The sequence below is a fragment of the Candidatus Manganitrophus noduliformans genome (genome assembly GCF_012184425.1).
Lineage (GTDB): Bacteria > Nitrospirota > Nitrospiria > SBBL01 > Manganitrophaceae > Manganitrophus > Manganitrophus noduliformans.
On sequence record NZ_VTOW01000001.1, the window covers coordinates 1419162 to 1434168 of the forward strand.

The window sequence follows — 15007 nt, forward strand, 5'->3', positions numbered from 1 at the left end:
CTTTACTCGCGCTTTCCCGCCGGGGGTTGTCCTCTTCCGTCAATTGGATCAAAATGGAAATAAGTAATATGATCTATTCCAATCCGCCGATGGAAGAGAAACCATGAAAGAAGAGGAAGAAAAGCCGGCCGAGAAGCCGTTCAAAGAGATCACCGGATTTCACGCACATCCCTTGATGGAACAGATGGAAGAGTCGGTGATCATAACCGACCCCAATGGGGTGATTGAATATGTCAATTCCGCCTTTGAAACGATGACCGGCTATCGCAGAGAAGAGGCCCTGGGCCGGACGCCCCGGATCGTTAAATCAGGAAGGCAAGGAGAGGAATTCTACAAACAACTCTGGAAAACGATCTCTTCCGGCCGCGTTTTTCATGGTGTTTTAATGAACCGCAGAAAAGACGGGTCCCTTTATTATGAACAGAAGACCATCATCCCTCTCAAAGATGATCGAGGGCGGATCATCCAATATGGCTCGACCGGAAGGGACATCACCGAGCAGATACGGGCCGACGAAGAGCGCGCGCGGCTGGTCACCATCCTGGAGGCAACGACCGACCTGGTTGCGATCACCACCCTTCAGGGAAGGGTGCGCTACATGAATCGGGCCGGAGAGAGGATACTCGGTCTTGCGGAGAAGACCGATCCCTCAAAGATCAATCTGCCCGATTTTGCGCCCGAATGGGTTCGGGCCCGACTGCGCGATGAAGGCATTCCCACGGCGATCCGAAATGGGGTCTGGAGCGGGGAGACCGCTTTTATCGACCGCTCCGGCCGGGAACTCCCGGTGTCACAAGTGATCCTCGCCCATCGCGCGCCGACAGGGGAGGTGGAATACCTCTCCACCATCGCCCGGGATATCAGCGATCGGAGGGCGCAGATCGTCGCCCTGGAGTATCAATCGACACACGATCCGCTGACCGGTCTCCCCAATCGCACCCTTTTCTTCGATCGGCTGAGTTATGCCCTGGTTTCCGCCCGGCGTGAGAGGGAGCCGTTCGCGATGCTCTTTGTCGACTTGAATCGCTTCAAGGAGACCAATGACACCCTCGGCCATCATATCGGGGATCTCCTCCTGCAGCAGGTCGGCTGGCGTCTTCGGGGGACGCTCCGATTGTCGGATACGGTGGCCCGGATGGGGGGAGATGAGTTCGCGCTGATTTTGCCGGCGGTAGGAACCCAGGGGGGGATCTTGACCGCTCGGAAGATTTTAGAGGCGGTGGACCTTCCCTTTGTGTTGGAGGGCGTTTCTCTCTCGGCGGGGGCCAGCATCGGCATCGCGATCTACCCGGACCACGGGACCGACGCCGGGGTTCTGATGGACTGCGCCGATCGGGCGATGTATGCCGCCAAAGAGAACGGGGGCGGGTATGCCGTCTATCAATCCGGCATGGGACTGCCGCATGCCGTCTGACGCGTTCCTTTTGTATCGAATGTTCCCTCTTAAGTTGATTCCCCTCGTCTATCCCATCTGTTCGTTCATCGCCCGCGCGGAAATGTTCTTCTTCCCGAGTCATGAGAGGACGATTCGCCCGCCACAGGCTGACTGACGATATCCTTCTTCTAGATAAAACAAAGCTGAGCAATTTTGACCAGACCGCAGGCTGTTCTTACAGGCATAATACTGTTATAGTAAGACCGTTCAAAAATCAAAAAAATAAAACGAAGATGGGATCGGGATGAACATGGAAACACCGGCGCCGCGCAAACGAATAAAAAAGCAAGCTTCGCTTTTCGATGCCGAGGCCTTCCTGGGTGTCGTCGGAGCCGGCAAAAAAGTGTTGAAGATCAAAAAGGATCAGATCCTCTTTTCGCAAGGGGACCCCTCCGACGCCGTCTTCTATATCCTGGAAGGAAAGGTCAAGCTGATGGTGGTCTCTCCCCAGGGGAAGGAGGCCGCGGTCGCGGTTCTGGAGCGCGGCGCGTTCTTCGGCGAAGCCTGCCTCACCGCGCAATTATTCCGCATCGCGACGGCGATCTCCATGGGGGAGTCGAAGATCGTCCGCATCGAAAAGTCGGCCATGGTCCGGGTGCTTCATGACGAGCCGACCTTCTCGGAGCTCTTCCTTGCGTACCTGCTCTCTCGCAATATCCGGATCGAAGAAGACCTGGTGGATCAATTGTTTAATTCAAGCGAAAAACGCCTCGCCCGGCTGCTCCTTCTGCTGGCCCACGTCGGGAAAGAAGGTAAAACGGAACTCGTTATCCCGAAGATGAGCCAGGAAACCTTGGCCGAGATGGTCGGCACCACGCGGTCCCGCGTCAGCTTCTTTCTAAACAAGTTCAAAAAACTCGGCCTCATCGATTATGAAGGGGGCCTCCGCATCCACAGCTCATTGATCAATGTCGTTCTGCACGATTAGTCTCCTCCATTCTTCACTCATTTATTCTCCCGTCTATTTTCCAACTGGTCAATTTTGATCAGACGGCAATCTGCGTCACCGATATAATTATCTCTTGAAGTACTTTGGAAAGATGTGACCTTATGGCGCGTAAACAGATTCCTGCTTTCGACCCGCAGGCCTTTCTCACCATCGTCGGAAAGGGAAAAACAATTTTGAGCTCTCGTAAAAAAGAGATCCTCTTTTCGCAAGGGGATGCCGCCGACGCCGTCTTTTATATACAGACCGGCAAGGTGAAGCTCACCGTCGTCTCCCCGAGGGGGAAAGAGGCGGTCGTCGCGGTTCTGGGCCCGAACCACTTCTTCGGCGAAGGCTGCCTGACCGCGCAGTTGGTCCGGATGGCGACCGCGAAATCGATGGCCGATTCCACGATCGTCCGAATCGAAAAAACCGCCATGATCCGGGTGCTTCACAAAGAGCGGACCTTTTCGGAGCTTTTTATGACCTATCTTCTTTCCCGCAACGTCCGGATCGAAGAGGATCTGGTCGACCAGCTTTTCAATTCGAGCGAGAAGCGCCTTGCCCGGATTCTTCTTCTGCTGGCCAACTTCGGAAAAGAAGGGAAGAAGGAGATCGTGATCCCAAAGATGAGCCAGGAGACGCTGGCCGAAATGATCGGCACCACCCGATCGCGGGTCAGCTTCTTCATGAACAAGTTCAAGAAGCTCGGCTTCATCGAATGCGACGGCGAATTGCGCATTCACAGCTCTCTCCTGAACGTCGTCCTCCACGACTAATCCCTCTTCCTCTCGGTACGGATGATTCCCGCGTTTCCATGATTCTTCCAAACTGAGCCATTTTGATCAGACGCCGATCTTGCCTGCGCGTATAATACCGCCCAAGTGAACGGATTGCTTTTAATAATAGAGGAGAGACAAATGCGTGGATGCAGAACCGGTCAGATGAACAATTTAAAGATGGGATGGGTGGTATTGCTGTCGGTTATTTTTCTTGCGGGATGCGGCGACGGCGGCAGTCATTCTGGAGGGGGCGCAGGCGCCCCGGACGCGACGGTTCCCACCGTAAGCGCCACAACCCCTGACGATGCCACCACGGGGGTTGCGATCAACCGGAAAATCACGGCGACCTTCAGTGAAGCGATGGATGCATCGACGATGACCCCCACGACCTTCACCTTGCTGCAGGGAGCGACGCCGGTCTCGGGGGCCGTGACCTATGGAGGCACCACCGCGGTCTTTACCCCGGAAAGCAATCTCGCTTCCAATACCTCCTTTACCGCCACCGTGACCACCGAGGCCAAAGATACGACCGGGAACGCCTTGGCGGCGAATAAAACATGGAGCTTCACGACCGGCAGTACGGTCGCGGCGGGCCCCGATCCTGTCAATCTGGGAACGGCCGGAAGCTATGTCCTTCTGGCGAAAGCGGGGGTCTCGACCACGGGAGCAACTGCGGTCGTGGGCGATATCGGCCTGAGTCCGGCGGCGGGAACGCTCCTTACCGGGTTCTCGGAAACGCTCGACGCCACCGGGACTTTTTCGACATCGGCTCAAGTCACTGGAAAGCTCTATGCCGCCGACTATACCGATCCGACGCCGTCGAATCTGACCACGGCGATCCTTGACATGCAGACCGCGTACACCGACGCCGCCGGGCGGGTCTTGCCCGATTTCACCGAGCTCGGCGCCGGAAACATCGACGGGATGACGCTTGTTCCCGGTCTTTATAAATGGGGAACCGGGGTGACCCTTCCGATCGGTGTGACCCTTGCGGGGGGCGCCAGTGATGTCTGGATTTTCCAGATCGCGCAAGATCTCGATGTCGGCAATGGGGCGATCGTCACCCTGAGCGGCGGGGCGCAGGCCGAAAACGTCTTCTGGCAGGTCGCCGGCCAGGCGACCCTCGGAACGACGTCCGACTTCAAGGGAATCATCCTGTCTCAAACGTTGATCGCGCTGAATACCGGCGCAGCGATGAACGGCAGGGCCCTGGCGCAGACCGCCATTACATTAGACGCCACGGCCATCACTGCGCCCTGAGGCAGCAGGCTTTTAAATCAGGACGATACGGAGGATGTATGAACTGGGACCCAAACGAAGGGAATTGGAAACAGCTGAAAGGCCAGGTGAGGGAGACGTGGGGAAAATTCACGGACGATGATCTCGACGTCATCGGCGGCCGAAAAGATAAATTGATCGGCAAGCTGCAGGAGAGATATGGAATCGCCGAAGAAGCGGCGGAAGCGCAATTTAAAAAATTCTATGAGCAGCGCCGGACATAGGATCCAAGAGCAATGAGACGGAGAAGCGCTCTCCCGGCGGGTGAAGGGAACCCCCGCCGGGAGAGAAGTTTCGAGCATTTTGCGATTTACTTCGAAGCGATCATCCTTTTAAAATAGACCTATTACGATCGAACCGAGGACGAGAGTCGCGCTGAATCAGAAGGAGGAAGTCATGTCGCAAAGAAAAGCCCCGACAGAGTTGGCCGCCGAAATACTCACCGCGGATGTGGAAGTAAAAGGATATGGGGATACCCCGCTCATCAATCGGTATGAGCTTCTGTTCAATAAGATTTTAGAATGCAGAAAAAAAGAAGACCAAACGCTTAAAGAAGGCTGAACACGCGCCCCGTTGCATGGTCCACTTGGATCATACTATGAGCGGGTACGCTTTGCGCTTGCTTCGTGCGATGTAAATTCCCCGCCGTTTTGCGGCGGGGAACTTCAATCAAGATCGATCGGTCCGGTTTTCTATCGTCCCTCAACGGTGTCATCCTGACGATCGTCCACGAGTTTTCTTTAATTTTCTAATGACTCCGGATGCTCCCGTTCTGTCGTTTCGATTAAAAACGTTCCATCTTTGATTTTTTCTTCCCCTTCCTCAACGTTTTTTTCTCCCGTTGACGTCAGCTCTTTCGCTTCCCGCCGCTGTTCTTCTCCCTCCGTAATCTGCTCTTCTCCCTTCATAATCTGTTCTTTGCCGGACTCAACGAGGTCATTGCCCTTATCCCACTCGTCAGCGCCACTGCGCATATTGTCGGCAAACGTCGGCTGCTTGCCGGCGCATCCGGCGGCCAGTAAAAGAACAAATGCGACACTTGCGAATTTTATTTTATTCATCATCTTCTCCTAGGTTTTCAGTCTCGTTGCGTTGGTCGTTCGGGAGAATTCATTCTCCTTAGGCGGTTCACCACTCTTCTGAAGTTTCTTTGCCGATCTTTTGATAGAACTATTTTCTATATTATGCCGGTAAAACGGCTTGCAGTCTGGTCAAAATTGCTCAATTTTTCGGAGTGATTCACTGGATGATGGGAAAGCGGGACGATACTGAAGAGAAAGCAAGGTCTTCTCAGACCCGTTTTTTTAAACTGAGCAATTCTGACCAGACGGTCGCCTCCCTTCCCTGCATAATGTAAGAAAGCGAAGCTGTATTGATGTAAAACAAGATGAGGAGAAGGGAGCTGTTTTTCAAAGCAGCTTGGCTCCTTTTTGTACTTCAAACAAGACACCCGCTAATAGAAAGGAGGCGTATCATGAAACGCTATATGATCGCCGTACTTGTGATGATAGGCATTCTCGGTCTTTTGAACCTAAATGGGTATGGGGCCGAGCCGATGATGGCGCCGCCGAAAGAAGGGGCCGATCCGACCGCCGTCCTGCTGGTGGAGCAGGGGATCGAACAGGCGAAGGTGAAAGAGTGGGAAGCCGCCCGCGCCAGCTTTAAGCTTGCCTCTCAAATTGACCCGACTTTGTCCGCTGCGACCTTCAACGCCGGGGTGGCGGCGCTGGGGATGGGGCGGAGGATGGAGGCCTTGGATGATCTGGAACGATTTCTCTTGCTCCGACCGGGGAATCCGGAGGGCCAACGAATCGTGTCGAATATTCGAGAAGGCGTTTACAGCAGCCACACGGCCGCCGGCGCGGGGGGATTCGCTGAGTTCGGTTTCGCAAGTCTCCTGGGGTTTATTTTTGTCTTTGCCATGGGTGCTTACGAGATCGGTGCGACGTTTCCCCCCATGGAAACGAAAGAAAAATCATTCGAAAAGAAAAGACCATTGACCGAGGTGGAGTGGCTGGAGGAGCGATTGGCGGCAGCGGCCTAAGCGCAGAGATGGACGGGGTCGAAAAATGAAGCAGCAACTCATAAAGAATGTAATCGCCGTTTGGGTTGCAGCAGGATCGATTTTCCTCTCTGCAGTCCCGTCGTTTTCAACGGAAAATGAGAAGGGGGAGGGATCTTCCTCCACCCGTTCGATTCAAACGGAAGCACCTCCCGACCGGTCTCCGGTGATGAGCCGTCCCGAACGGAACTGGCGGAGGCGGATCTACTTCAATCCTTCCCTTCAATTTGAAGCGAAAGCCCGCCGGGAAACGATTCCAACAGAGCGGGAGGAGGAGGCGATTCGCCTCCATCAGAGCATGCTGCTTGACCGGTTTCAGGGGGCCGACGCTCAGGGGCAAGTTTTCCTCTCGTTCTCCGTCGACCGGATCGAACTCATGACGAGAAGCATTGCCGGGGTGGAGGCGCCGGCCGTCGGCCTGAGCCTGACGCCGGAAAAATGAGGAGGGTTTTACGATGAACAGATCTATCTCGATCGCCGTTCTGGCCGGGGGTATTTTGCTGATCGTTTTCGGCGTCGGCGTGTCACAGTCGGTCAGCTCCGACATTTCTCGGTTTTTCACCGGCTCACCCACCGAAAAGGCGATCTGGCTGCTGTCCGGCGGCGTTGCCGCGACCGTTGTCGGCCTGCTGGGAGTGTCGCGCGGATCAATGCGAAACTGAAGGGTTGGCCTATTCTTACGGGTACTCGGAGAGAGGGGAGTTCGCTCAGAGGAAAACCAATTGACAATAACGCCTTACATCCTTTGTTTACTTTATCCCTCCGCTGCATCATTCTTTGAAACCGCCTCAAGGGATCGGGCCGGGATGATTCGGCGGCGTTTTGCGATGAGCAAGAGCGCTCCGCCATAAGCCAGAGAGGTCTTCCGTCGATGATCTGTCCCAAATGTAAATCCCGGCAATACCTGGAATGCGTCTACACCGATCAGGGAACGCGAACGGTCTGGAGATGCTTCGGATGTGAGCATTCGATCAATCCGGTTTTCCTTCTTAGGAAAGGAGGGCGGGAGAGAAAGGGGATACGCGGGACCCGGCATCTATTATTTTTCTGTTTTATCCATAGGACAAAAGGGTCATCCCATGTCTAAAAGAATTTTAATCGTAGATGATGATCCGGACAGCCGCACGATTTTGACTTGTATCCTGGAACACGGCGGATATGAGGTCGGAATTGCAAATGATGGATTCGAGGCGATCAAGGAGATTGGGGATCACCCCCCGGATTTGGTTCTTCTGGATATCATGATGCCGGGTAAGAATGGTTTTGAGGTCTGCGAGTGGGTCAAGAGCAACCCCAAAATAAGTCATATCTTCATTATCATAATCAGCGCAAAATCGGACCCGATATCTCAAGAGCAAGCGTCGCATCTTGGGGCAAGTGATTATATAACCAAGCCGATCAACCCTTCCGAGGTTTTACGCCGCGTGAGAAAATTTTTATAGAGAGGCGACCCTGTCCCTCCGCCGATGCCGCATTCGTATCCTCATGGACGCTTTCGCAGGGCATAGGGGAGGAAGATCGTGAAGGTCGATCCCTTCCCGTAAACACTTTCGACCTCCACGGAACCGTGCAGCAGCCTCGCCATGTTTTTCACAATGGCCAGTCCCAGACCGGTTCCCGGGGTATTCGTCATGCCGGGATCTTCCACCCGGTGGAACTCTTCGAAGAGATGGGCGAGATCCGCCTCTTGAATCCCAATGCCGGTATCGACCACGTCTACCCGGACCCGCCTTTGCTCGGGAAGATTCTTGGCGAGAACCTGGATCGAACCTTCCCGGGTGTATTTTACCGCGTTTGAGAAGAGGTTTAAAAAGATCTCCTTGAGCTTGGCCGGATCGCTCTTGATCAGGGGGAGGTCCCGATCGATCTTCAGGAAAAATTCAATCGGTTTTTCCGCGCTCAGAGAGCGCGCGTCCTTCAGCACATCCCGCAAAAGCGCTCCGAGATCGACCTCTTCCACGGCGACGATCATCTTTGTCGCCTCCAATTTGGAGAGGGTCAGGAGATCATTGATCATCTGGGCCAGCTCTTTTGCATTCACACGCGTTCGAGACAGCGCCTCTTTGGCCTTCTCCGGAAGCCGCCCGTAGCGTTCTTCTAAAAGGAGTCCCGTATATCCGACGATGACATTAAGCGGCGTTTTCAGCTCGTGGGAGACGTGGCTGAGAAAGGTGGTCCTCACCCGTTCTCTCTCTTTTTGTTCGGCCAGATCCGTTTTGAGCCGCCGTTCCCGCTGCTTGAATTCGGTGATCTCGCGGGCCACCAGGATCCCCTCGGCAATTTTTCTCTTCTTGTCGTAGAGAAACCCTCCCGACAGGCTCAAATGAACGTCGCTCTTCTCCCCGGGACGCCGAATCATGTATTCGACGGAGGAGAAAGTTTCTCCCCGGAGCGCCCGTGCCAGGGGAAGCTGATGAGGGGTGGGGATCGCGCCGCCGGCAGTGCGGATATTCAATAAAACCGGGTCGTCATGAAGCCCGCGGATCGCCTCCTCTTTGTCATGAATGCCGAGAAGCGCCCTTCCTTTTGGATTTACCACGAGGGCCCGGCCGTGCCGATCGATCACGTAGATCCCGTCTTCAAGGTTCTCCGAAAACTCCTGAATGGCCTCCTCTCTCGTCTTCTTGAAGGAGATCTTCTTTGAAGCCAGCGCGAGATAATGGGTGAAGAGGGCAAGCTCTTCGAGGTCGGTTTCGCTGAAAAACGAAGGAACTCCCGACTTTCCGATGGCGAGCACCCCGAAGTTCTGATTTCCCCAACGGATGGGGGTGGAGATCAGGGAGGAGGTTTTCGGATCCCATCCCGTCTGCCGGGTGATCTTTTTCCCGGGGTGGGGCGGCCCCTGATGGACGAGGGGGAACTTCTTCGCGCGGGGAAAGAGTATCTTCCGCCACGCCGCCTCATCCCGGAGAGAACCGATGGTAAGGCGGATCTTCTCTGATGAAGAGGGGGGAGAGAATTCCAGATAAGCCCCATCCGCCTCAAAGATCTGGAGGACATACTCCAAGAAGGTTTCCGCAAACAGGCGAAAGGAAGAGGAAGGGGAGGCGTTTGAAAAAGAGACGGAGAAGGCCCGCAGCGCCGAGAGCTGGGCCGCTTGATGATAGTCTATTCCCTTGCGCTGCGGCGGTTTCACTTTTTGTGCGCGTTGCGTCATCGTAGGCTCCGACTGCCCAACTACCTAAACGTAAAGGGAGGCGCGGTCTTTCGGAAATCCATCGGGAGGAGGCGAATTCCCCCCTGCTCGATGACGTACTCCCTGAGCTCTTTGGAGTGGTTGCTCCCGCGCGACTTGAGGACAAGAAGGACCTTTCCGACTTTGTTATCGATCTGAATATATCGGAGGAGGAGAAGGGTGTCGACCAGCATCGAGGTCATCTGGCTGGTGATCCGCGGGGTCTCGATCAACTCGGGAATCTCGCTTGTAAAAAGGGAAGAGACCCCCCGGCGTTTGAAATAGGAAACCAATGCAAAAAGGGCATCTTTATATTGGAGCGGATTTTGGGCGACCGCTTCATAGGCCGAAACCGAATCGATCAAGACCCGCTGGGCCGAGATCGCGCGGGCCCGCTCGATCACCAATCCGACGTGCTGGTTTAAATCAAGTTCCGCCGGGTCGATGGTGACGATCTTCAGACGGCCTTGATCGATCAGAGGGGAGAGATCAAACCCCAATACCTTGGCGTTCCGGACAATCTGTTCGGCCGTCTCTTCCAGGTTGACGATCAGCCCATTCTCTCCTGCCCGAATTCCTTCTAGAAGAAACTGAAGCCCCAGGAGCGATTTCCCGGAACCGGTGCTTCCGGCGATCATCACGGCCGTTCCAGGGTAGATGCCCCCCGAGAGCATCTCGTCCAGCTCAGGAATTCCGAACTTCTCCCTCCGGGCCGGATCGGATTCTTTTATCCCGTTTTCCGACCGAACCTGTCCCGCGATCCGCGGATAGAGGACGATTCCTTTCCCATCGACGATCTGGAAAGTATGGTTTCCCGAGAGATAGTCCTGGCCGCGGGCCTTGGTGACCCGAAGCCTCCGTAACTCATGTTCCCGGCCATCGGAGAGGTTGGCCGAGAGGGTGAAGATCGCGTCGACGGAAGAGCGTTCCACGAGGTACTCGCCTCTTTTCGCCGGCTCTGTCTCCAAGGTCATCATCGAGGTCAGCCCTTCCCGCTCGAAGCTGTTGAGGAGAATGCGGATTATCTTTCGAAATTCTTTCATGTCGGTGACCATGTCCCGGAGCAGCGTGATGCTGTCGAGGACGATGCGGCCGGCGCCGATTCGGCGAATCTCTTTTTCCAAAGGGCTATTCTCCCCCTGGAGTTGATCGATGGTCGCCTGGACCGAGGCAAGAATCACCTTGAGTTTTCCCTCCTCTTCCAGTTTTTTCAGGTTCCAGCCGAAGGCGGCGGCGTCGCGATAGAGCTTCGCCGGGTGGACATCGAGTGAGAGGAGGATCCCCGGCTCGTTCAGGTTCATCGCCCCCTCGTAGAGGAACTGCAAAGCAAGAATCGTTTTCCCTGTCCCGGCCCCTCCTTCCACCAGAACGGAATGCCCCTTCAGGATTCCCCCTTTTAAAATTCGATCGAGGCCCGAATTTCCCGTGCGAGTCAGGTTCGATCCCTTTTCTCTTGCCATCTTTTTTATTTCCCTCCCCGAATAACCTGGTTCACGATCCACTGTCTCAAATCGGGCCCTTCATAAGCCTTGATGAATTGGGTAATTTTCTTGTCCATTGACGCTTCCGGCGCGTAACTCCAGATGGCGGCGCTCTTCTGCCCATTTTTTTTGATGACCCCTTGAAGCACCAAGTCGTCAATCCCCTTTGATACCTTTTTAGGGTCCCGGCCGATTGCCAGGGAAATGTCACCCGTTTTCCCCAGGAAATGGGGATTATGGTGGAAAAACTTGATCAGCTCAATTTTCACGAACGAGTCGGCGATCTTTGCGATAAATTCCTCAAGGTCTCTGTCCGCCTTGATTTGCCTCCGCGCCAAAATGAACCTCCTGGTGAATATAAAGCTTCTCTGAGAAACCGATTAGAAGGGCGGATTTGGAATGGAATGGAATGGAATGGAATGGAATGGAATGTCCATTCCTAACATACCTGCGGCCTAAAAGCAACCGAAGCGGCCGGGTACTGCCCAGATGACCATGCCGGGGGTGAGCAATGAACATGGCCGTTCTTACATTAGGGGTCGCTCATGAAACACCTACAATTTATCTAAGTTTATTTATATGCTCAATCTATTTTAAAAGCTGTGCAGTTTTGACCATAATACTTTTTTTGTCGCATGCGCGCTTACTCAAATATTCTATTCATTATTCAAACTGAGCAATTTTGATCAGTCTTCCCTCTATCTTACAGGCATAATGAACATCAAGAGAAGGGGGCAGTGTGAATCCGCCGAACGAAGCGTTTCAAGCGTTTTTCCAACCGCTCCAAGGGGGCGGGGTTACAAAGCAGTAAAAATTAAAAATAAAGGGGATCAAATGAAGATGAAAAAACTATGGCCGGCATTCGGGCTTATCTTATTCTCGCTGACAATCGCACACGCGGATATGCCAAACAGCGGCTCCGAACAGAGACCGGGCCAAACCCATAAAAGTGTGGTCGGCACCGTCAGTAAAGCCACGGAAGAGATGCTCACTTTGCAAATCGATGGGGGAACGACAACCCGAAACTTTACCGTTAAGTCCGCCGCCAGAGAGGGCATTGCCGGCCTTAAGAAGGGCGATCGTGTCGTGTTGGAGTTTGACGAAGGAAACCAGATCGTCGACATTATCCACATCGGCGCAAAACATCAATTGGTCCATGGCTCGGTGACGGGAGTCGATAAGGAGAGAAGTTTGATCACCATCCAATTTAAAGATGGAAAGTCACAATCCTTCAGAATGAAAGAAGCGATGGCCGCCAAAATGAACAACATCAAAAAAGGGGCTGAAGTCACAATGATGGTCGATCAACATAGCAATTCCGCAATGGACGTTCATGTCGATTAAAAGGCGAAGGAACCATCAGTGATGTTGCTCTCCCTCGTGGGTCCAATTGGAAAAGACAGGGTAAGGACCCACGGGGCGTCATCGCTTTTCTCTCGGAACGCGGGAGGGAGAATCAGAACCAAGGAGAATGAAATGTACGAAGCATTTTTGAATTACAGCTTTCCAATACTGATCATCGTGGCGCTTCTGAATTTTATCTGGGCGTGGATTCCGACTGCAGTGAGGCCTCCTGAAGAGAGCGCGGCCAATCCGGCGTGGAGATATCTGGAGGGACCCGAAGGGGTTAGACGATCTGTCGCCTCAGAGATCAAGCCGCAGACGCCGATACTTCACTGAAGCGCCTTGCTTTATAAACGATTCAGAGAAATTCCCTCTTCTCTCTATTTCTCAAAACTGAGCAATATTGACCAGACCTTCCGTTTTTTTATCGTCATAATCTCATTAAGGCAAGTTGTGTCCGGTGTGAATTCACTGAGCGAGCGAATACACATCGCCCTCGCGCGGGAGAACGCCGTTTTCAACGCAGAACAGACAACCTGAGGTTTATAAAACGATGATCACGACAAAAGAGCTCTTTCAATATCTCTTTATTTTTCTCGTTGTCCTCTGGCCGGTTTGGGTGCTTGGCCTGGTTTTTCTCCGATGGCTGCTCCGGACAGCAGGGTCCTTCCTGGGGATCTTCAAAACAGAGAAATTGGCTCCCCGGGAAAAAGGGCTATCAAAACCGGCCGAGCCGTTGATCGGGACCTCTTAGACGATTCCTGTCCGGGTCGAGAGGGGCGATTCCAATTTAAAGTGAACGAATCCATGTCCGAACGCAATAAGACATGGTGCATCGCTATCGGCCGGCGCACCCCCCGCGCAGGCCGGTAGCGGGCTTAATCGTTTTTCGAAAGGCAAGACTCATGTTATGGACGATCGCTCTGTTTTTAATGGTTCTGTGGCTGTTCGGATGGGTGAACGGCGCGATGATGGGAGGGTGGTTTATTCATGCCCTGCTCAGCAGCATTATTCAAGGCCGAAGACCGCATCACCCGCGGGACTCTATCAACGATCCGGTTTTGTAAGGGCGAAGCGAATGAAAATGGAGAGACTGCTCGCCATTGTCTTGATCACCGTGGGGGTATCGGCCTTTGCTTATCAAGGGATTACTCTCACGCGACAGAAGGGGGCCGATCTCAATCTTGAAAAGACATCTGAGAAGACGAGAGCCGTCCCGCCGCCGCCGATCGTGGGGGTCATCGCATTGGCCGGCGGCATCGTGCTGCTGCTCACGAGAAGCAACAAAGAAGAATAGACAACAAAGAAGAATAGAAAGGATGAAATGCTGCAGAGTGTGATCGGCACAGTCAGTCAGGCCTCTGAAGAGACGATCTCTTTGGAAATGGAGGGGGGGACCACCCGTCACTTTACGATTAAAGGCCCTGGAAAATCGGAAGTGATTCTTCATCCGGGCGATCGTATTCTGTTGGAGTTTGACGAAGGGAACCAGATCATCGACATGATTCACATCGGTGGAAAACATCAACTGGCGCTGATTCATGGCGAGGTCGTCTGCGTCGATTCAGACAAGAAGGTCGTCACGCTGAAGCTTAAAAATGGAACGTCGCAATTCTACAAGATGAAAGAAGAAGTCGCCGAAAAGATGACTCATATCGGAAAAGGGACGGCCATTACCGTTATGGTCGACCAACAGAACCATTCCATCGTTGATGCGCATGTTGCCTGAAAGTCGAAGAGAACATTGAAGGGAGGCCTTGGTGCCGAAGGCGACCAAAATTCAAGAAAAGGCCCTGAAACAGGCGGTGAACGCCGAGTGGAAGGACTTTGTGAGCAAGCCGCTCTGTTGGCGGTGCGGGGGCCTCATGGTCGTCGAGCAATGCCTCTATCTTCTGAAGAATAGCGGTTACACCGACCTCTTGCCGCGGCGCTGCGTGCAGTGCGGCGAGCTTGTCGATGCGATCATCCTCCGGAATCGCCGGAAAAGCTTGCCGCAACGGAGAAGATAAGGTCGGAGCATCGGCAAGGCATCTACCCGAAAAGGAGAGATCAGATGAGAAAACGTGGATACCTTTTGGTGATGGCTCTGCTTGGGTTGACCTCCTGCTCCGGCGGCGGAGGGGCCGCAAGCGCTCAAATCCCGGTGCTTCTCTCTCCATACGATATGAGCAACAAGGAGGCGGCGGCCAAGAACAATGAAGGGGTCGACCATCTGGTTCAGAAACATTATGAGGTCGCCTCCCGGCACCTGAATGAAGCCATCGCGGCCAAGGGCGATTTCGCCGAGGCCCATTTTAACCTGGCGATCGCCTACGACGGCATGGGAAAACATCCGGAAGCCACAGAGGCCTTTAAGAAGGCGAAGCGGTTCGGGGGCGACAATCGGGAAATCACCGAAAACGAAATTCTAAAAAAACACCTCAGTCCATAACAGTATCATCGAAGGGAAACACCCAACGCGATACGCCTCCCTGAAACGTCTCGAAGCGGCCCTTCCTTTCCAACAGAATCCAAGCTAAAAACAA

Annotated in this window: 22 protein-coding genes; 18 read left to right on the forward strand and 4 right to left on the reverse strand. The window is 53.8% G+C overall.

Annotated features, from left to right (window positions below; all coding sequences use genetic code 11):
• Positions 1-103 precede the first annotated feature (103 nt).
• The 6 genes from MNODULE_RS07015 (at position 104) to MNODULE_RS07040 (ending at position 4981) form a co-directional block, all read left to right on the forward strand.
• On the forward strand, positions 104-1414 hold the full coding sequence (locus tag MNODULE_RS07015; RefSeq protein ID WP_168058725.1) for a diguanylate cyclase: 1311 nt from the start codon (positions 104-106) through the stop codon (positions 1412-1414).
• Between the two features lie 265 nt (positions 1415-1679).
• The gene (locus tag MNODULE_RS07020) at positions 1680-2363 is read left to right on the forward strand and encodes a Crp/Fnr family transcriptional regulator (protein ID WP_202882132.1); all 684 of its coding nucleotides are present in this window, start codon (positions 1680-1682) and stop codon (positions 2361-2363) included.
• Between the two features lie 122 nt (positions 2364-2485).
• Positions 2486-3139, forward strand: a complete 654-nt coding sequence (locus MNODULE_RS07025; RefSeq protein WP_168058726.1) for a Crp/Fnr family transcriptional regulator — start codon at positions 2486-2488, stop codon at positions 3137-3139.
• A 141-nt stretch (positions 3140-3280) separates the two neighbouring features.
• Positions 3281-4402, forward strand: coding sequence for an ice-binding family protein (locus tag MNODULE_RS07030; protein WP_202882133.1), 1122 nt, complete (start codon positions 3281-3283; stop codon positions 4400-4402).
• A 38-nt stretch (positions 4403-4440) separates the two neighbouring features.
• A complete protein-coding gene (locus tag MNODULE_RS07035) occupies positions 4441-4644 on the forward strand; it encodes a CsbD family protein (RefSeq protein WP_168058727.1) in 204 nt (67 codons plus the stop codon).
• A gap of 172 nt (positions 4645-4816) precedes the next feature.
• The gene (locus MNODULE_RS07040) at positions 4817-4981 is read left to right on the forward strand and encodes a hypothetical protein (RefSeq protein ID WP_168058728.1); all 165 of its coding nucleotides are present in this window, start codon (positions 4817-4819) and stop codon (positions 4979-4981) included.
• A gap of 179 nt (positions 4982-5160) precedes the next feature.
• Here MNODULE_RS07040 and MNODULE_RS07045 read toward each other — a convergent pair whose 3' ends face one another.
• The gene (locus tag MNODULE_RS07045; protein ID WP_168058729.1) at positions 5161-5484 is read right to left on the reverse strand and encodes a hypothetical protein; all 324 of its coding nucleotides are present in this window, start codon (positions 5482-5484) and stop codon (positions 5161-5163) included.
• 410 nt (positions 5485-5894) lie between these two features.
• On the opposite strand from MNODULE_RS07045, the gene MNODULE_RS07050 reads away from it, so the two are divergent.
• The 4 genes from MNODULE_RS07050 (at position 5895) to MNODULE_RS07065 (ending at position 7924) form a co-directional block, all read left to right on the forward strand.
• Positions 5895-6464, forward strand: coding sequence for a tetratricopeptide repeat protein (locus MNODULE_RS07050; protein WP_168058730.1), 570 nt, complete (start codon positions 5895-5897; stop codon positions 6462-6464).
• A 25-nt stretch (positions 6465-6489) separates the two neighbouring features.
• Entirely contained in the window at positions 6490-6924 is a 435-nt protein-coding gene (locus MNODULE_RS07055; protein WP_168058731.1) for a hypothetical protein, read from the forward strand.
• 13 nt (positions 6925-6937) lie between these two features.
• Positions 6938-7144, forward strand: coding sequence for a DUF3185 family protein (locus tag MNODULE_RS07060; RefSeq protein WP_168058732.1), 207 nt, complete (start codon positions 6938-6940; stop codon positions 7142-7144).
• 417 nt (positions 7145-7561) lie between these two features.
• A complete protein-coding gene (locus tag MNODULE_RS07065) occupies positions 7562-7924 on the forward strand; it encodes a response regulator (protein WP_168058733.1) in 363 nt (120 codons plus the stop codon).
• Positions 7925-7965: 41 nt separating this feature from the next.
• Here MNODULE_RS07065 and MNODULE_RS07070 read toward each other — a convergent pair whose 3' ends face one another.
• Genes MNODULE_RS07070 through MNODULE_RS07080 form a run of 3 tightly spaced genes read right to left on the reverse strand, consistent with a single transcriptional unit; the run spans position 7966 to position 11476 of the window.
• Positions 7966-9639 carry an ATP-binding protein gene (locus tag MNODULE_RS07070; protein WP_168058734.1) on the reverse strand — a complete coding sequence of 558 codons (1674 nt, stop codon included), beginning with the start codon at positions 9637-9639 and terminating at the stop codon, positions 7966-7968.
• A gap of 20 nt (positions 9640-9659) precedes the next feature.
• Positions 9660-11117, reverse strand: a complete 1458-nt coding sequence (locus tag MNODULE_RS07075; RefSeq protein WP_168058735.1) for an ATPase domain-containing protein — start codon at positions 11115-11117, stop codon at positions 9660-9662.
• Between the two features lie 5 nt (positions 11118-11122).
• Positions 11123-11476, reverse strand: coding sequence for a hypothetical protein (locus MNODULE_RS07080; protein WP_168058736.1), 354 nt, complete (start codon positions 11474-11476; stop codon positions 11123-11125).
• 496 nt (positions 11477-11972) lie between these two features.
• Between MNODULE_RS07080 and MNODULE_RS07085 the strand changes: the two genes are divergently transcribed.
• The 8 genes from MNODULE_RS07085 (at position 11973) to MNODULE_RS07120 (ending at position 14913) form a co-directional block, all read left to right on the forward strand.
• Positions 11973-12482: a hypothetical protein gene (locus tag MNODULE_RS07085; protein WP_168058737.1), complete on the forward strand. Its 510-nt coding sequence runs from the start codon at positions 11973-11975 to the stop codon at positions 12480-12482.
• 132 nt (positions 12483-12614) lie between these two features.
• Complete coding sequence (locus MNODULE_RS07090) at positions 12615-12818, forward strand: hypothetical protein (protein ID WP_168058738.1); 204 nt, start codon at positions 12615-12617, stop codon at positions 12816-12818.
• Positions 12819-13035: 217 nt separating this feature from the next.
• Positions 13036-13236 carry a hypothetical protein gene (locus MNODULE_RS07095; RefSeq protein WP_168058739.1) on the forward strand — a complete coding sequence of 67 codons (201 nt, stop codon included), beginning with the start codon at positions 13036-13038 and terminating at the stop codon, positions 13234-13236.
• Between the two features lie 151 nt (positions 13237-13387).
• Positions 13388-13549 (forward strand): DUF5670 family protein, encoded by a 162-nt coding sequence (locus MNODULE_RS07100; RefSeq protein ID WP_168057426.1) that lies wholly within the window; start codon positions 13388-13390, stop codon positions 13547-13549.
• An 11-nt stretch (positions 13550-13560) separates the two neighbouring features.
• Positions 13561-13779 carry a DUF3185 domain-containing protein gene (locus tag MNODULE_RS07105; RefSeq protein WP_168058740.1) on the forward strand — a complete coding sequence of 73 codons (219 nt, stop codon included), beginning with the start codon at positions 13561-13563 and terminating at the stop codon, positions 13777-13779.
• A 27-nt stretch (positions 13780-13806) separates the two neighbouring features.
• On the forward strand, positions 13807-14211 hold the full coding sequence (locus MNODULE_RS07110) for a hypothetical protein (RefSeq protein ID WP_168058741.1): 405 nt from the start codon (positions 13807-13809) through the stop codon (positions 14209-14211).
• Between the two features lie 31 nt (positions 14212-14242).
• Entirely contained in the window at positions 14243-14491 is a 249-nt protein-coding gene (locus tag MNODULE_RS07115) for a hypothetical protein (RefSeq protein WP_168058742.1), read from the forward strand.
• Positions 14492-14535: 44 nt separating this feature from the next.
• Positions 14536-14913 carry a tetratricopeptide repeat protein gene (locus MNODULE_RS07120; RefSeq protein WP_168058743.1) on the forward strand — a complete coding sequence of 126 codons (378 nt, stop codon included), beginning with the start codon at positions 14536-14538 and terminating at the stop codon, positions 14911-14913.
• Positions 14914-15007 lie beyond the last annotated feature (94 nt).

What these genes read in the sequence shown, in the direction of transcription:
- MNODULE_RS07120 (WP_168058743.1), top strand. Translation starts at nt 14,536, where the DNA reads ATGAGAAAACGTGGATACCTTTTGGTGATGGCTCTGCTTGGGTTGACC.
- MNODULE_RS07060 (WP_168058732.1), top strand. Translation starts at nt 6,938, where the DNA reads ATGAACAGATCTATCTCGATCGCCGTTCTGGCCGGGGGTATTTTGCTG.
- MNODULE_RS07100 (WP_168057426.1), top strand. Translation starts at nt 13,388, where the DNA reads ATGTTATGGACGATCGCTCTGTTTTTAATGGTTCTGTGGCTGTTCGGA.
- MNODULE_RS07070 (WP_168058734.1), bottom strand. Translation starts at nt 9,639, where the DNA reads ATGACGCAACGCGCACAAAAAGTGAAACCGCCGCAGCGCAAGGGAATA.
- MNODULE_RS07020 (WP_202882132.1), top strand. Translation starts at nt 1,680, where the DNA reads ATGAACATGGAAACACCGGCGCCGCGCAAACGAATAAAAAAGCAAGCT.
- MNODULE_RS07030 (WP_202882133.1), top strand. Translation starts at nt 3,281, where the DNA reads ATGCGTGGATGCAGAACCGGTCAGATGAACAATTTAAAGATGGGATGG.
- MNODULE_RS07035 (WP_168058727.1), top strand. Translation starts at nt 4,441, where the DNA reads ATGAACTGGGACCCAAACGAAGGGAATTGGAAACAGCTGAAAGGCCAG.
- MNODULE_RS07090 (WP_168058738.1), top strand. Translation starts at nt 12,615, where the DNA reads ATGTACGAAGCATTTTTGAATTACAGCTTTCCAATACTGATCATCGTG.
- MNODULE_RS07050 (WP_168058730.1), top strand. Translation starts at nt 5,895, where the DNA reads ATGAAACGCTATATGATCGCCGTACTTGTGATGATAGGCATTCTCGGT.
- MNODULE_RS07055 (WP_168058731.1), top strand. Translation starts at nt 6,490, where the DNA reads ATGAAGCAGCAACTCATAAAGAATGTAATCGCCGTTTGGGTTGCAGCA.
- MNODULE_RS07025 (WP_168058726.1), top strand. Translation starts at nt 2,486, where the DNA reads ATGGCGCGTAAACAGATTCCTGCTTTCGACCCGCAGGCCTTTCTCACC.
- MNODULE_RS07095 (WP_168058739.1), top strand. Translation starts at nt 13,036, where the DNA reads ATGATCACGACAAAAGAGCTCTTTCAATATCTCTTTATTTTTCTCGTT.
- MNODULE_RS07040 (WP_168058728.1), top strand. Translation starts at nt 4,817, where the DNA reads ATGTCGCAAAGAAAAGCCCCGACAGAGTTGGCCGCCGAAATACTCACC.
- MNODULE_RS07075 (WP_168058735.1), bottom strand. Translation starts at nt 11,117, where the DNA reads ATGGCAAGAGAAAAGGGATCGAACCTGACTCGCACGGGAAATTCGGGC.
- MNODULE_RS07015 (WP_168058725.1), top strand. Translation starts at nt 104, where the DNA reads ATGAAAGAAGAGGAAGAAAAGCCGGCCGAGAAGCCGTTCAAAGAGATC.
- MNODULE_RS07045 (WP_168058729.1), bottom strand. Translation starts at nt 5,484, where the DNA reads ATGATGAATAAAATAAAATTCGCAAGTGTCGCATTTGTTCTTTTACTG.
- MNODULE_RS07065 (WP_168058733.1), top strand. Translation starts at nt 7,562, where the DNA reads ATGTCTAAAAGAATTTTAATCGTAGATGATGATCCGGACAGCCGCACG.
- MNODULE_RS07105 (WP_168058740.1), top strand. Translation starts at nt 13,561, where the DNA reads ATGAAAATGGAGAGACTGCTCGCCATTGTCTTGATCACCGTGGGGGTA.
- MNODULE_RS07110 (WP_168058741.1), top strand. Translation starts at nt 13,807, where the DNA reads ATGCTGCAGAGTGTGATCGGCACAGTCAGTCAGGCCTCTGAAGAGACG.
- MNODULE_RS07085 (WP_168058737.1), top strand. Translation starts at nt 11,973, where the DNA reads ATGAAGATGAAAAAACTATGGCCGGCATTCGGGCTTATCTTATTCTCG.